General features: G+C 56.4%; 8 protein-coding genes, 2 tRNA genes and 4 rRNA genes. 9 read left to right on the plus strand and 5 right to left on the minus strand.

Annotation, left to right across the window (positions count from 1 at the left end; translation table 11 throughout):
- Positions 1-54: 54 nt before the first annotated feature.
- Together CLU91_RS19670 and CLU91_RS19675 are read left to right on the plus strand one after the other, a co-directional pair.
- The gene (locus tag CLU91_RS19670; protein ID WP_232730807.1) at positions 55-2,157 is read left to right on the plus strand and encodes a 4Fe-4S binding protein; all 2,103 of its coding nucleotides are present in this window, start codon (positions 55-57) and stop codon (positions 2,155-2,157) included.
- Positions 2,147-3,157: an FAD:protein FMN transferase gene (locus tag CLU91_RS19675; protein ID WP_100875484.1), complete on the plus strand. Its 1,011-nt coding sequence runs from the start codon at positions 2,147-2,149 to the stop codon at positions 3,155-3,157. The genes CLU91_RS19670 and CLU91_RS19675 overlap by 11 nt, the downstream gene beginning before the upstream one ends.
- Position 3,158: 1 nt before the next feature.
- Here CLU91_RS19675 and CLU91_RS19680 read toward each other — a convergent pair whose 3' ends face one another.
- Positions 3,159-5,147 carry a sigma-54-dependent Fis family transcriptional regulator gene (locus CLU91_RS19680; protein ID WP_232730808.1) on the minus strand — a complete coding sequence of 663 codons (1,989 nt, stop codon included), beginning with the start codon at positions 5,145-5,147 and terminating at the stop codon, positions 3,159-3,161.
- A gap of 624 nt (positions 5,148-5,771) precedes the next feature.
- Here CLU91_RS19680 and CLU91_RS19685 point away from each other — a divergent pair.
- From CLU91_RS19685 to rrf (CLU91_RS19710), 6 genes are all read left to right on the plus strand, one after another.
- Positions 5,772-7,302 (plus strand): 16S ribosomal RNA (locus CLU91_RS19685).
- A 98-nt stretch (positions 7,303-7,400) separates the two neighbouring features.
- Positions 7,401-7,477 (plus strand) — tRNA-Ile (locus tag CLU91_RS19690).
- 12 nt (positions 7,478-7,489) lie between these two features.
- A tRNA-Ala gene (locus CLU91_RS19695) sits at positions 7,490-7,565 on the plus strand.
- 260 nt (positions 7,566-7,825) lie between these two features.
- Positions 7,826-10,701 (plus strand): 23S ribosomal RNA (locus tag CLU91_RS19700).
- Positions 10,702-10,839: 138 nt separating this feature from the next.
- Positions 10,840-10,952, plus strand: a 5S ribosomal RNA gene (gene rrf / locus CLU91_RS19705).
- Positions 10,953-11,131: 179 nt separating this feature from the next.
- A 5S ribosomal RNA gene (gene rrf, locus CLU91_RS19710) occupies positions 11,132-11,244 on the plus strand.
- Together the 16S, 23S and 5S rRNA genes with 2 tRNA genes alongside form the textbook arrangement of a ribosomal RNA operon.
- A 61-nt stretch (positions 11,245-11,305) precedes the next feature.
- Here the strand turns inward: rrf (CLU91_RS19710) and CLU91_RS19715 are convergent.
- The 4 genes from CLU91_RS19715 to CLU91_RS19730 form a co-directional block, all read right to left on the minus strand.
- Positions 11,306-11,650, minus strand: coding sequence for a DUF1840 domain-containing protein (locus CLU91_RS19715; RefSeq protein ID WP_100875485.1), 345 nt, complete (start codon positions 11,648-11,650; stop codon positions 11,306-11,308).
- Between the two features lie 180 nt (positions 11,651-11,830).
- Positions 11,831-12,376 carry a hypothetical protein gene (locus CLU91_RS19720; RefSeq protein ID WP_100875486.1) on the minus strand — a complete coding sequence of 182 codons (546 nt, stop codon included), beginning with the start codon at positions 12,374-12,376 and terminating at the stop codon, positions 11,831-11,833.
- Between the two features lie 64 nt (positions 12,377-12,440).
- On the minus strand, positions 12,441-13,961 hold the full coding sequence (locus CLU91_RS19725; RefSeq protein WP_100875487.1) for a YifB family Mg chelatase-like AAA ATPase: 1,521 nt from the start codon (positions 13,959-13,961) through the stop codon (positions 12,441-12,443).
- Positions 13,962-14,072: 111 nt separating this feature from the next.
- Positions 14,073-14,321: an accessory factor UbiK family protein gene (locus CLU91_RS19730; RefSeq protein WP_035824443.1), complete on the minus strand. Its 249-nt coding sequence runs from the start codon at positions 14,319-14,321 to the stop codon at positions 14,073-14,075.
- Between the two features lie 269 nt (positions 14,322-14,590).
- Between CLU91_RS19730 and CLU91_RS19735 the strand changes: the two genes are divergently transcribed.
- Positions 14,591-15,358, plus strand: a complete 768-nt coding sequence (locus CLU91_RS19735; protein ID WP_100875488.1) for a TorF family putative porin — start codon at positions 14,591-14,593, stop codon at positions 15,356-15,358.
- The last annotated feature ends 4 nt before the right edge of the window (positions 15,359-15,362 follow it).

Consider the following 15,362-nt stretch of genomic DNA (forward strand, 5'->3'; position numbering starts at 1 on the left):
ATGAACGCGGCGCCTTGCGACAGGGCGCCGCACGGAGCACAGTGCATGCGGATAATGCGGTTGTTCATAGCCTGCTGGCTATTCCTGTTCATTCTGGGACAGGCGTGGGCGGGCGTGCTCACCAAGGCCGAACTGGCACGGCGTTTTCCTGCACCCATCGTCGTCGGCGACAAGGAAGCCGACTTGCCCGTCTGGCCCTTGTTCCGCCAAAACGCCACGGCTACCGAACTGGTCGGCTACGTGTTTGAATCGGTGGACCTGGCGCCGATTCCCGGCTTTTCCGGCGTACCCGTCAATCTGCTGATCGCCATCGATCCGAAAGGCAGTTTTCTCGACGTCGCCGTGCTGTCGCAACACGAACCCGTGTTTCTCGATGGCCTAGGTGAAGCACCCCTGTTTCAGTTCGTCAAACAGTACCAGGGCTTGTCGCTGAAACAGAATATCGCCATCGATGCAAGAACCAAACGCGCGCCAGATGCGACCCATGCCGATATCGACGGCGTGTCGAAGGCCACGGCCTCCGTGCGCATCATCAACCAAAGTGTGCTCGCGTCGGCATTGAAAGTGTCGCGCAAAAAACTGGGTTTCGCGCAAGGCCGCGACCCGGACCAGATCGCCCGCATCCGCATGGAGGTATTCGAGAAACGCAGCGTGACGCAGATGCTCGCACAGGGCTTGATCCAGCATGTTCGCTTAAGCAACAAGGACGTGGAAGCCTTGTTTGCGGGCAGTCCCGGCGCGGGACTCGATGTGGAAGCCCAGCGCGATCCGGACGGCGTGTTCATCGACCTGTACCTGGCGTATGTATCCGTGCCCAGCGTGGGGCGCAATCTGTTGACGGAACGCAGCTGGAACAAGCTGCGCAACCGGCTTGACGAGGGCGACCACGCCATCCTCGTCATGTCGCGCGGGCGCTATAGCGTGCTGGGCGACGATTTCGTGCGCGGCACCGTGCCCGACCGGCTGTTGTTGAAGCAGGACGGCTTGCCCATCGACATGCGCGACCTCGACCTGGAATTGCGCTTGTCCGATGGGGGATCGTTGCCGACGGAAAATGTCGCCGTGTTTCGGATCATCAGCCAGGCGGGGCTCGATGCGGCCAGCCCGCTGGCGTTTACCATGCCGATCACGCGCAACAAGGGCATCGTGTATCCGGAACGCATCGCGCGCAACGTGGATTTCAACTACCGCTTGCCGGCCGAGTTCTATACAGCGCCGCAAGGCGACGATGCCACGTGGCGCGGCACGTGGAAGAACCGCAAGGCTGAGTTGATGCTCTTGCTGGCCGGGATGGCGCTGCTGGCCGGCGCATTGGCCTGGCAGAAACGCCTGGTGCGCGATGGCCGCCAATTTGCGTGGTTCCGCCGCCTGTTCCTGGTGTTTACCATTGGCTTCATCGGCTATTACGCGCAGGGGCAGTTATCGATCGTCAATATTACGGGCTTCATTCAGGCACTGCTGGCGGGGCGCAGCCTGGGTTTTTTCCTGTTTGATCCAATGACGGTGACCCTGTGGGCCTTCGTACTGCTCAGTCTGTTCATCTGGGGGCGCGGCACGTTTTGCGGCTGGCTGTGTCCGTTTGGCGCGCTGCAGGAATTCACTGGCAAGCTGGGCCAGTTGCTGCGCTTGCCGCAGTGGAAGATCAAGCCGCGTCTCGATGGCCGCTTGAAATGGATCAAGTATGGCTTGCTGGCGGCCATACTTGGCAGCAGCCTGTTTTCCAGCCAGATCACGGACAAGTTGGTGGAGCTGGAGCCATTCAAGACGGCCATTACCCTGAACTTCGTGCGCGCCTGGCCGTTCGTCGCGTATGCCGTGGGCTTGTTGCTGCTGAGTAGTGTTTCCTATAAATTCTTTTGCCGCTATCTGTGCCCATTTGGCGCGGCGCTGGCGCTGCTGGGACGGTTTCGCCTGTTCAACTGGATTCCGCGGCGCAAGGAATGCGGCACACCGTGCCAGACTTGCCGCCACCGCTGCGAACATCACGCCATCGCGCCCAGTGGGAAAATCGATTACGGTGAGTGTTTCCAGTGCATGGATTGCGTGGTGATTTACGCCAGCGATGAAAAATGCGCACCCTTGATGCTGGAAATCAAGCGTGCCCGCACCATTCCCATCGTCCGGGCCACGGCAGAGGAGAGCAGCGATGCAGCGTAGAACGTTTATTTCCGCAGCGATCGGCAGCGTGGCCGGCATGGCGGGCGTTATTTTGCCTGGCAGCATGGCGCGCGGCACGGCCACGGCATCCGGCGTGCGGCCTTATCAAGGCGCCGCGCTGGCGTTTGGCACGACGATCGCCATCACCGTGTCGCACCACGATCAGCACCAGGCCGAACTGGCGATTGAAGACGCCTTGCACGCGGCCAGGAATATCGACCGCTTGATGAGTATTTACAGCCCGGCCAGCCAAGTCTTTCAGCTGAACCGCGATGGCCGCCTGGCCCGGCCGGATGCGCATCTGCTGGCCGTGCTGTCGCAGGCGCAAGCCTTGTCGCAATGGAGCGATGGGGCGTTTGATATCACCGTGCAGCCTTTATGGCAGCTGTTTCGCGCGGCGGCAGACCAGGCACGCATGCCGACGGACACATTGCGTCGCGCAGCGCAGGCGCGGGTAGGCTGGCGGCAACTGGCTTGGGATAGCCGCGAAGTGCGTTTTCTTCAGCCCGGCATGGCGCTGACCTTGAATGGTCTGGCGCAAGGCTACGCGGCGGACATGGCGCTGGCGGCCGTGCAGGCGCGCGGTATACGGCACGCGCTGCTCGACACGGGCGAATTCATTGCGCGCGGACAGCGCTCCCTGCGCCGTCCGTGGACCTTGGGGATCCAGGATCCGCGCGATGCAGAAATCCTGGCGGCCACCTTGAAAGTGGAGGGGCGCAGCGTGGCCACGTCAGGCGATTACGAATGCAGTTTTACGCCTGACTTCGTGCATCACCACATCTTCGACCCCGCGAACGGTGATTCGCCGCGCGAACTGGCCAGCGTGACCGTGCTGGCGCCCACGGGCTTGCTGGCCGATGGCTTGTCGACGGCCTTCATGGTGACGGGCGCGGCGCGCGCGCATGCGATGGCCGCACACATGGAAGGCGTCGACCTGATGACCATCGACAAGCAGGGCCGACGCGAGATGTCGCCCGGCTTTTCCCGTCTACTCTAGGCTACTTCAGATGCGGTACTTTGCGATAGATCGTGTTGCGCGACACGCCCAGGGCCCGCGCCGTGGCCGAGACGTTGCCGCCGTGTGCATCGAGCGACTTGAGGATCGCGCTTTGTTCCATTTCTTCCAGGTTGGCGCCGGCGGCGATCATGCGGTCCGTGCTGGCGCTGGCGGCAGTCGCTTGCGTCATCTCAATATCGTCGAGGAAATCATCAGGCATGTGGCGCAGACAGATTTCATGCTCGTCGCCCGCCATGACGATGGCCGTGCGCAACAGGTTCGTCAGCTGGCGGAAATTTCCCGGCCATTTGTGCTGGTGAAACATGCGCAGGATGTCCGGCGCCACCGTGTAGCGCGTATCGGGCGCTTCCGTTGCGAGGATCTTTTTCACGACTGTATCCAGGTCGGTGCGTTCACGCAGCGGCGGCAGTTTGACCACCAGGCCATTCAGGCGGTAATACAAGTCTTCGCGGAACAGTCCCTTGGCCATGCGTTCGCGCAAGTTGTGGTTCGTGGCGCAAATGAGTTCCACATTAACGGTGATCGATTTGCTGCTGCCCAGCGGGGTGACCATGCGTTCCTGCAGCACGCGCAACAGCCGTGCCTGCAAGCCAAACGGCATGTCGCCGATTTCATCGAGGAACAGGGTGCCGCCATTGGCTTGCAGGATCTTGCCTATCGCCCCTTTCTTGCGCGCGCCCGTAAATGCCCCGTCTTCATAGCCGAACAGTTCAGACTCGATCAGGGTTTCCGGAATCGATGCGCAATTGACGGCAATGAACGGCCCCATGGCCCTCGGCGAGTCGTTATGGATGGCTTGCGCCAGCAATTCCTTGCCGGTGCCCGTTTCGCCCATGACGAGGATGGGAATGTCGCGTCCCAATACCTTGTTGACCTTTTCGATCACCAGTTCCAGTTGCGGATCGCCCGTGCGCAGGTAGCGCAGGCCCGACAGGCGGCGCGCCGCGTTGGCCGCATGGCTGGCCGGCGCGGGAACCTGGGCCGGCACGGCGTTGATATCGCTATGGTCGGTGCTGGCAGTGAAACCGTGCTGGAAGACGCTATTGGACAAGCGCAACTGCGCGCGCCCATACACGCGCACGCCGCTGTGCATGCACAGGTTCAGCAAACCGGGTGAAGCCGTGCGGTAATGTTCGTACAGGGCAGACACGGGCAAGCCGAACAGTGAACTGAAGGTATGCGATTGCAGCGCGGCGAATGACAGGCCCAGCTGGAACAAACCGTTTTTATTGGCGGATAAAAACCGTCCGCCCGGCGTGAATGAGGCGATGCCTTCCATCAAGGTGCCGATGAATTCGGGACGCGCGTGGAAGTGCACGGTGATGGCGTCTTCGAAGGTGGCGGAAAACAGCTGATTTTCGATCATCAGCGCCGACATGCGCACCAGGGCCATCGTATGCTTGTGAAAACTGCGCTGGTCGCTCGATACGTCCAGCACGCCGATGACATTGCCCCTGTGATCAGTGATCGGTGCCGCTGAGCACGTCAGAAAATGATTGGCGGCCAGGTAATGCTGGTCCGCATGGACCAAGGTCGGCACTTTCTCCGTGATGGCCGTGCCGATGGCATTCGTGCCGCGGCTTTGTTCCGACCATGCCACGCCCGGCTGCAGCGCCACGCGGTTGGCTTTCTCCAGGAAATCATCGTCGCCCAGCGAATGCACGATGACGCCGTTGGCATCCGTCAATATCACCATATTGTGCGTGTTGACGATTTGCTGGTACAGGGTTTCCATCGCCGGCAGTGCGTGCGTGTGCAGCATGCGGTTTTGCTCGATCAGCAGTGACAGGTCGGATTTGCCGGCCGGCGTAAAGTCGGGCGTGGCCGTGGGCGACAGGCCAAAGGCGACGGAGCGCTGATGGGAAGTTTCAATGATGACGGGGACGTTGTCTTGCCCTGCCGGCAAAATGTTCGCGTCCGCGATGGACGAAAACGGTGCGCTACGGTAAGTAGCTGACGGTTGATACATGATCTCGTTGCCTCCGTTGGGCCCTGTACTGGGCGCTCTTTTGAATATCGAGAGTGTTCCATAATGTAGCACCTGTCACGGATGGGAGCAAAGCAAAGCGAACCGGGCTATCCCCAGTGTTGCTGCCAGGCCCAGAGTTGCTCCTCTCAGTGGACAGTGCATAGAGCTGTATAAGCAAGTGTGGTGCCAGGGGCGTTTCACGGGGTGCAAAAATAGCCCTTGCAGGGTGCGCGGGGCAGGGCTATAATTCGCCCCCTCGCTGAACGACGCATGCAAATGCCGAGTGAGACGAGAAAAGAAGGAGTTGACGGATGTAGTGAAATGCTTCATACTCTTCCTTCTTCGCAGCTGACAAACACAACGCTTTGTCGATAGCGCGAAAGCAGTAACCGAATACAGTTCTTTAACAATTAACAGTCGATAAGTGTGGGCATTTGATGTAAGTGCAGCGCTGCGCAAGCAGCGTAAAACTTAAAATATCAAATGTTCACAAGAAATAATGAAATAGGCGCTACGAAAGTAGTGGCCTGTCAGTTTTTTGAGTGAGCAAATCTTTTGCAATGCAAAAGATTTGGATGGTAGTGATACTGTCCGACCTGTCAGAAATGACATTAAACAGAGATTAAACTGAAGAGTTTGATCCTGGCTCAGATTGAACGCTGGCGGCATGCCTTACACATGCAAGTCGAACGGCAGCACGGAGCTTGCTCTGGTGGCGAGTGGCGAACGGGTGAGTAATATATCGGAACGTACCCTAGAGTGGGGGATAACGTAGCGAAAGTTACGCTAATACCGCATACGATCTAAGGATGAAAGTGGGGGATCGCAAGACCTCATGCTCGTGGAGCGGCCGATATCTGATTAGCTAGTTGGTAGGGTAAAAGCCTACCAAGGCATCGATCAGTAGCTGGTCTGAGAGGACGACCAGCCACACTGGAACTGAGACACGGTCCAGACTCCTACGGGAGGCAGCAGTGGGGAATTTTGGACAATGGGCGAAAGCCTGATCCAGCAATGCCGCGTGAGTGAAGAAGGCCTTCGGGTTGTAAAGCTCTTTTGTCAGGGAAGAAACGGTGAGAGCTAATATCTCTTGCTAATGACGGTACCTGAAGAATAAGCACCGGCTAACTACGTGCCAGCAGCCGCGGTAATACGTAGGGTGCAAGCGTTAATCGGAATTACTGGGCGTAAAGCGTGCGCAGGCGGTTTTGTAAGTCTGATGTGAAATCCCCGGGCTCAACCTGGGAATTGCATTGGAGACTGCAAGGCTAGAATCTGGCAGAGGGGGGTAGAATTCCACGTGTAGCAGTGAAATGCGTAGATATGTGGAGGAACACCGATGGCGAAGGCAGCCCCCTGGGTCAAGATTGACGCTCATGCACGAAAGCGTGGGGAGCAAACAGGATTAGATACCCTGGTAGTCCACGCCCTAAACGATGTCTACTAGTTGTCGGGTCTTAATTGACTTGGTAACGCAGCTAACGCGTGAAGTAGACCGCCTGGGGAGTACGGTCGCAAGATTAAAACTCAAAGGAATTGACGGGGACCCGCACAAGCGGTGGATGATGTGGATTAATTCGATGCAACGCGAAAAACCTTACCTACCCTTGACATGGCTGGAATCCTTGAGAGATTGAGGAGTGCTCGAAAGAGAACCAGTACACAGGTGCTGCATGGCTGTCGTCAGCTCGTGTCGTGAGATGTTGGGTTAAGTCCCGCAACGAGCGCAACCCTTGTCATTAGTTGCTACGAAAGGGCACTCTAATGAGACTGCCGGTGACAAACCGGAGGAAGGTGGGGATGACGTCAAGTCCTCATGGCCCTTATGGGTAGGGCTTCACACGTCATACAATGGTACATACAGAGCGCCGCCAACCCGCGAGGGGGAGCTAATCGCAGAAAGTGTATCGTAGTCCGGATTGTAGTCTGCAACTCGACTGCATGAAGTTGGAATCGCTAGTAATCGCGGATCAGCATGTCGCGGTGAATACGTTCCCGGGTCTTGTACACACCGCCCGTCACACCATGGGAGCGGGTTTTACCAGAAGTAGGTAGCTTAACCGTAAGGAGGGCGCTTACCACGGTAGGATTCGTGACTGGGGTGAAGTCGTAACAAGGTAGCCGTATCGGAAGGTGCGGCTGGATCACCTCCTTTCTAGAGTTTGCACGAATCAGTAATGATTCACGCATCAAATGTTCACACTTATCGGCTGTTTAATTAAGAAGAAACAGTAGTCGTAGTAGTTCCGCGTTGGGGCTGTAGCTCAGCTGGTTAGAGCACCGTGTTGATAACGCGGGGGTCGTTGGTTCGAGTCCAACCAGCCCTACCAGTAAAAATTCCCGGGGGATTAGCTCAGCTGGGAGAGCACCTGCTTTGCAAGCAGGGGGTCGTCGGTTCGATCCCGTCATCCTCCACCACGTTTTACTCGAAAGTGCAAATGTAAGCCAGTCAAACAGACCCGGTTTAGATTTGATCTTTTAGCGATCAAAGCTGTTTCGTTCTTTAACAATCTGGAAGAAGTAAAGATTATTTATTGATCAAGTCTATGCGTGCAGAAATGCATGAGGCGACTTGATGGGTAATGATTGTATGTATCAACAAACAAGCAACAACGTTGTACTTTCTTATTCCTGTAACGCTCTTTCATCATGCAAATGATGAGAGGCTAACGTTATAGGGACAAGCGAATAAGTGCACATGGTGGATGCCTTGGCGATTACAGGCGATGAAGGACGTAGTAGCTTGCGATAAGCTGCGGGGAGTGAGCAAACACACTTTGATCCGCAGATTTCCGAATGGGGCAACCCACCCTTTTAGGGTATTGCATACTGAATACATAGGTATGCAAGGCGAACGCGGCGAACTGAAACATCTAAGTAGCTGCAGGAAAAGAAATCAACCGAGATTCCCAAAGTAGCGGCGAGCGAAATGGGAAGAGCCTGTACGTGATAGTCGGACTGATAGAAGAATCCTCTGGAAATAGGAACCGTAGCGGGTGATAGTCCCGTATTCGAAATCAGACCGGTGATACTAAGCGTACGACAAGTAGGGCGGGACACGTGACATCCTGTCTGAATATGGGGGGACCATCCTCCAAGGCTAAATACTCGTAATCGACCGATAGTGAACCAGTACCGTGAGGGAAAGGCGAAAAGAACCCCGGAAGGGGAGTGAAATAGATCCTGAAACCGTGTGCATACAAACAGTAGGAGCGGACTTGTTCCGTGACTGCGTACCTTTTGTATAATGGGTCAGCGACTTACATTCAGTGGCAAGGTTAACCGCATAGGGAAGCCGTAGAGAAATCGAGTCCGAATAGGGCGATCAGTCGCTGGGTGTAGACCCGAAACCAAGTGATCTACTCATGGCCAGGATGAAGGTGCGGTAACACGCCCTGGAGGTCCGAACCCACTAATGTTGAAAAATTAGGGGATGAGCTGTGGGTAGGGGTGAAAGGCTAAACAAACTTGGAAATAGCTGGTTCTCTCCGAAAACTATTTAGGTAGTGCCTCAAGTATCACCATCGGGGGTAGAGCACTGTTATGGCTAGGGGGTCATTGCGACTTACCAAACCATTGCAAACTCCGAATACCGATGAGTGCGAGCTTGGGAGACAGACGTCGGGTGCTAACGTCCGGCGTCAAGAGGGAAACAACCCAGACCGCCAGCTAAGGTCCCAAAGATTGGCTAAGTGGAAAACGAAGTGGGAAGGCTAAAACAGTCAGGATGTTGGCTTAGAAGCAGCCATCATTTAAAGAAAGCGTAATAGCTCACTGATCGAGTCGTCCTGCGCGGAAGATGTAACGGGGCTAAGCCAGTCACCGAAGCTGCGGATATATAGCAATATATATGGTAGGAGAGCGTTCTGTAAGCCTGCGAAGGTGTCTTGTAAAGGATGCTGGAGGTATCAGAAGTGCGAATGCTGACATGAGTAGCGATAATGGGGGTGAAAAGCCTCCACGCCGTAAGCCCAAGGTTTCCTGTTCAACGTTCATCGGAGCAGGGTGAGTCGGCCCCTAAGGCGAGGCAGAGATGCGTAGCTGATGGGAAGCAGGTTAATATTCCTGCACCGTCGTATGATGCGATGGGGGGACGGATCGCGGAAGGTTGTCCAACTGTTGGAATAGTTGGTTTTTGGCTCATAGAAGGCACTTAGGCAAATCCGGGTGCGGAATTCAAGGGGTTGAGACGAGTGCACTTGTGCACGAAGCAATCGGAAGTGGTTCCAAGAAAAGCCTCTAAGCTTCAGTCATACGAGACCGTACCGCAAACCGACACAGGTGGGCGAGATGAGTATTCTAAGGCGCTTGAGAGAACTCGGGAGAAGGAACTCGGCAAATTGGTACCGTAACTTCGGGAAAAGGTACGCCCCGGTAGCTTGATTGGTTTACTCCATGAGGGTGAAAGGGTTGCAATAAACTGGTGGCTGCGACTGTTTAATAAAAACACAGCACTCTGCAAACACGAAAGTGGACGTATAGGGTGTGACGCCTGCCCGGTGCTGGAAGATTAAATGATGGGGTGCAAGCTCTTGATTGAAGTCCCAGTAAACGGCGGCCGTAACTATAACGGTCCTAAGGTAGCGAAATTCCTTGTCGGGTAAGTTCCGACCTGCACGAATGGCGTAACGATGGCCACACTGTCTCCTCCCGAGACTCAGCGAAGTTGAAATGTTTGTGATGATGCAATCTACCCGCGGCTAGACGGAAAGACCCCATGAACCTTTACTGTAGCTTTGCATTGGACTTTGAACCAATCTGTGTAGGATAGGTGGGAGGCTTTGAAGCGGGGACGCTAGTTCTCGTGGAGCCAACCTTGAAATACCACCCTGGTTTGTTTGAGGTTCTAACCTTGGTCCGTTATCCGGATCGGGGACAGTGCATGGTAGGCAGTTTGACTGGGGCGGTCTCCTCCTAAAGTGTAACGGAGGAGTTCGAAGGTACGCTAGATACGGTCGGACATCGTGTTGATAGTGCAATGGCATAAGCGTGCTTAACTGCGAGACTGACAAGTCGAGCAGGTACGAAAGTAGGACATAGTGATCCGGTGGTTCTGTATGGAAGGGCCATCGCTCAACGGATAAAAGGTACTCTGGGGATAACAGGCTGATTCCTCCCAAGAGTTCATATCGACGGGGGAGTTTGGCACCTCGATGTCGGCTCATCACATCCTGGGGCTGTAGCCGGTCCCAAGGGTATGGCTGTTCGCCATTTAAAGTGGTACGTGAGCTGGGTTTAAAACGTCGTGAGACAGTTTGGTCCCTATCTGCCGTGGGCGTTGGAAATTTGAAGGGGGCTGCTCCTAGTACGAGAGGACCGGAGTGGACGTATCTCTGGTGTACCGGTTGTCACGCCAGTGGCATTGCCGGGTAGCTAAATACGGAAGAGATAACCGCTGAAAGCATCTAAGCGGGAAACTTGCCTTGAGATGAGATTTCCCAGAGCCTTGAGCTCTTTGAAGGGTCGTTCGAGACCAGGACGTTGATAGGCTGGGTGTGGAAGTGCAGTAATGCATTAAGCTAACCAGTACTAATTGCCCGTACGGCTTGTCCCTATAACCTTAGCAGGTACAGAGGATAAGACGGTACAACGTTGCGTGTTTGTTGATACTACCAGTCATTACCCCAATCTTTGCTTCTTCCAGATTCAGGCTTTGTCGCTCCATTGAGGACAAATGCCAGTACAAGTTATGCCTGATGACCATAGCAAGTTGGTCCCACCCCTTCCCATCCCGAACAGGACCGTGAAACAACTTTGCGCCGATGATAGTGCTGCAACCAGTGTGAAAGTAGGTTATCGTCAGGCTTGTTATACGCAGTAGAGAAAAACCCGATCAGCAATGGTCGGGTTTTTTTTCGTCTGGTGGTTTTATCGCGACAAATCGCCACTTTTATCCCCATCTTCAGGCAAATTGCTATATAATTCGCCTCCTCAGATCAGATGGTTTGCTGCCCCGTTGGGAGCAGGCTGTTGAAAAAGTTATGCCTGATGACCATAGCAAGTTGGTCCCACCCCTTCCCATCCCGAACAGGACCGTGAAACAACTTTGCGCCGATGATAGTGCTGCAACCAGTGTGAAAGTAGGTTATCGTCAGGCTTGTTATATAAAAAAACCCCGCTAGGTGCGGGGTTTTTTTTCGTCTGCAACATTCATCGGATCAGATGCCCCAGGTGATGCTTTCATTTTCCGCCTTGGCCGAGCGCAGCATTTCCATCAAGGGATAGGCGCGCTGCGAAAAATGCACTTTTTGCGCGCGTGCATGGGCGCCCGATTCGCCATCTTCCAATGTTTCCGGGGTATGCGCATCGTGTTCGATGTCATTTTCCGGATGCAGTTTGCTTTCCGCGACTTCTTTTTCCAGCAGGGCCAGGGCATCGCCCGCTTCAGCTGGCGTGATGACGCCGCGCGTGGGGTTCTTGTGCAGGATGTCGAGGATGCGCTGGGCATGTTCCTGGTACATCAGCACTTCTGGGGAGGATTTGGATTTGAATGAGATCAACATAAGCGCTTTCTGAGACTTGTTGTTAGTGTCGAAACAATATCACGACTTGAAATATCGCACAGACCGTCCGTTTGCCCGGATTGCATATTTGCAAGCCGGATAGGGCCATCTGTTGGACAACACACGTATTTACAAGAGCTTGCTTACCGCAACAACAGCCGTTTAAGCGATCGTTAAGTCTCAATCCAGTTTCACTGAGTCCATGAAGGTGTCGATGGTGTCACGCGACAGCTTGCTTTCTTCGCCGAGAATGATGATCTGGAAGATGCGTTTATCCTGTGCCACAAAACGCCCGACCAGCAGGACGGGTTTTCCTTGCTGCGTCCCCGTCGCTTCGACGCTGAGCGAGCTGCGCTGGTGCGTTCCGGCCGCCGTGCTGCTGGCTGCCGAGGCCGATTTTTCGCTGCGCACGGTGCCATTGATATTTTTCAACAGGGCAGTCTGCATGGCGGGCAAGGCCGCTTGCGCCTGTTCTGCGCTGTCGAGTACGGCGCTGCCGATGGCGAAGGTATTGCCATCAACCTCGCTCGCCGTCATGGTGAGGCTGACTTTCTTGCCATCGAGATCGATCTCGCGTGTCAGCACGGCCGGCTTGCCTGGAAACAGGGCCGTGAACTGGGCGTCGGGGCTGCGATAGTCGCGCCAGTCGAATTTCGGACTGCACGCGGACAGGATGCTGGCGGCCGCGAGCGTAGCCAGCAAGAGAGCAAGTGATGGTTTTTTCATCAGCAGATGGTAGCAGTGCCGCCAGTCCCGTGCAATCGCGCACGTGTGGCTTTCACTGGTCGCTTTATATTTCACGCAGCACGCGCCGGTACTGGATCGCTTCGGCAACATGCGCCTGCGTGATGTCAGGGCTGCCCGCCAGGTCCGCGATACTGCGCGCCACGCGCAATACCCGGTGGTAGGTGCGTGCGGACCAGTGCAGACGCGCCATGGCGCCATGCAGCAACTGTTCGCCATGCGTTTCCAGACGACAATGCTGTTCAATTTCCGTGCTGCTCAGGCGCTGGTTCGCTTTTCCCTGGCGTGCCAGTTGCAGGGCAAAGGCTGCCGCTACCCGGGTGGCGATGGCTTGCGTGCTTTCACCGGCGCCAGCGTGTCGGCCCAGCGCCGCCGGTGGCATGGCGGCAACTTCGATTTGCAGGTCGATACGGTCGAGCAGCGGGCCGGACAGGCGATTGTGATAACGGAGCACGGCGTCCGGCGTGCAGCGGCAACGGCCCGAAGCGTGGCCAAGATAGCCGCACGGGCAGGGATTCATGGCGGCGATCAACTGAAAGCGGGCAGGAAACTCGGCCTGGCGGGCCGCGCGTGAAATGCTGATGACGCCCGATTCCATCGGCTGGCGCAAGACATCGAGTACCCGGCGCTGGAATTCGGCGATTTCATCGAGAAACAGCACGCCGCAGTGGGCCAGCGAGATTTCTCCCGGGCGCGGCACGTTGCCGCCGCCCACCAGGGCTACGCCGGACGCCGTCTGATGCGGCGCGCGATAGGGACGGCGTTTCCAGTGTTCCACCTTGAAGTGACCACCCAGCGAATGGACGGCAGCCGATTCCAGCGCCTCTGCATCGCTCATGGGCGGCAGCACGCCGGGAAAGCGACTGGCCAGCATGGTCTTGCCCGCGCCTGGAGGGCCAATCATCAAGACGTTGTGACCGCCCGCGGCCGCCACTTCCAGTGCGCGTCGCGCTTGCTGCTGCCCTTGCACATCGGCAAAGTCGGGATATGCAAAAACCTGTGCTGCCAGCACGGGCTGGTGGCGTTGCAGGGCCGTGTGGCTGGCGGGCGCGGCAAAGTGCGCGCAGACCTCGAGCAGGCTGTGGGCGGGATAGATGCAGGCATCGCTGACGAGAGCGGCCTCGTCCGCGTTCGCCTGCGGCAGGATGAAGGCGCGTGGTGCGCCCGACTGGCTGCGCTGCATGGCAAAAGTCATGGCCAGCGCGCCGCGGATGGGACGCAGCTGGCCCGAGAGCGACAGTTCGCCCGCGAATTCATAGTGGTGTAATTGGTCGCCCGGCAACTGGCCGGAGGCGGCCAGGATGCCCAGCGCAATGGGCAAGTCGAAGCGGCCCGATTCCTTGGGCAGGTCTGCCGGCGCCAGATTGGCCGTGATGCGCCGTGCCGGCATCTCAAAGCCGCAATTTTGCAGCGCGGCCCGCACGCGGTCGCGCGATTCCTTCACTTCCGTATCCGGCAGGCCGACGATGGTAAATGAGGGCAAGCCATTGGCAAGGTGGACTTCGACACTTACCTCGGGCGCCTCCATGCCGGCCAGGGCGCGGCTTTTCAGGACGGCCAGACTCATCAGACTCCCCTGTGGCGCGAGCGCGGTCAGGATCAGTCTAGCGCTTGAAGCGCTGTCAGGCTTGAGATATGCCAGCAAGGCCGTGCATAACGCGACCTTGCTGGCGGTACTTTATGCCTTTGGGTCGTTCAGGCGCGTTTCCAGTTCGATCAGGCGCAATTCCAGTGCGTCGAGCTTGGCGCGGGTCTTGGCCAGCACTTGCGCCTGGATATCGAATTCTTCGCGCGTGACGAGATCGAGGCGGGCGAAGCCCTGGGTCATCATCGATTTCACGTTTTTCTCGATATCCTTGGCCGGCGAGTTTTCGATGGCCTGGTGAATCTTGCCTTGCAAGTCGTTAAAGAAGGTATTCATGTCCATGGTCAGTCCTTTTATGGTGCGGCATGTGCATCGCACCATTGCGGTGCACAGCAGTGTTAATCTGGTGCGGAAATAGGCAAATCTACAACGCTTCAGCAGTCCATACCCGCATGTCCAAGGGCTTGCAGGGTATGTATGGACGGAAATGCACCTGTCAAGGTGGCTGAGAGCTGGCACGTATTCTGCTAAAGAAGGTATGAACGCTTTGTGATCTCCAGCCAAGATTTTAAACCTCAACCGCTTTAAAAGTTCAATAAAAGGGAATCGCCATGAAGAATCTGTCCAAGAACATGACTTTAGTAGCCGCGTTGACGCTGGCCATGACCGCCGTGTGCGGTAGCGCCATGGCCCAGGATGCAGTGGCAGCGCCTGCTGCGGCCGAAGCCGTACCTGATAACGTGGTGAGCTACAACGTGGCGCTGACCAGCGATTACCGTTACCGCGGTGTGTCGCAAAGCCGCCTGAACCCGGCCGTCAGCGGCGGTGCCGACTATACCCACAATCCGACGGGCCTGTATGTCGGCACCTGGCTGTCGAGCATCAAATGGATCAAGGATGGCGGCGGCGATACCAACCTGGAATGGGATGTCTACGGCGGCAAGCGTGGCGAGATCAACAAGGATTTCACTTATGACGTGGGCGGCCTGTATTACTTCTATCCCTCGAATGGGCTGAGCACCAATGCGAATACCTTCGAGCTGTACGGCCAGCTCGGCTATGGCCCGGTTTATGTCAAATACTCGCATTCGACCACGAACCTGTTCGGTGTCGCCGACAGCAAGAACAGCGGCTACCTCGACGTGGGCGCCAACGTCGAGGTGCATGATGGCTACATGCTGAACCTGCATGCCGGGCGCCAGAAAGTCGAGCACAACGATGCCCTCAGCTACAACGATTACAAGATCGGCGTGACCAAGGATTTCGGCGTAGTGACCGTGGCTCTGGCCGCCGTCAAGGCCAACATCACGTCGCTGGCACCGAATGGCAAGAACCTGGCGAAATCCGGTCTCGTGCTGACCGTGTCCAAAACCTTTTAAGCGA

This window comes from Janthinobacterium sp. 64 (assembly GCF_002813325.1).
Classification (GTDB): domain Bacteria; phylum Pseudomonadota; class Gammaproteobacteria; order Burkholderiales; family Burkholderiaceae_D; genus Janthinobacterium.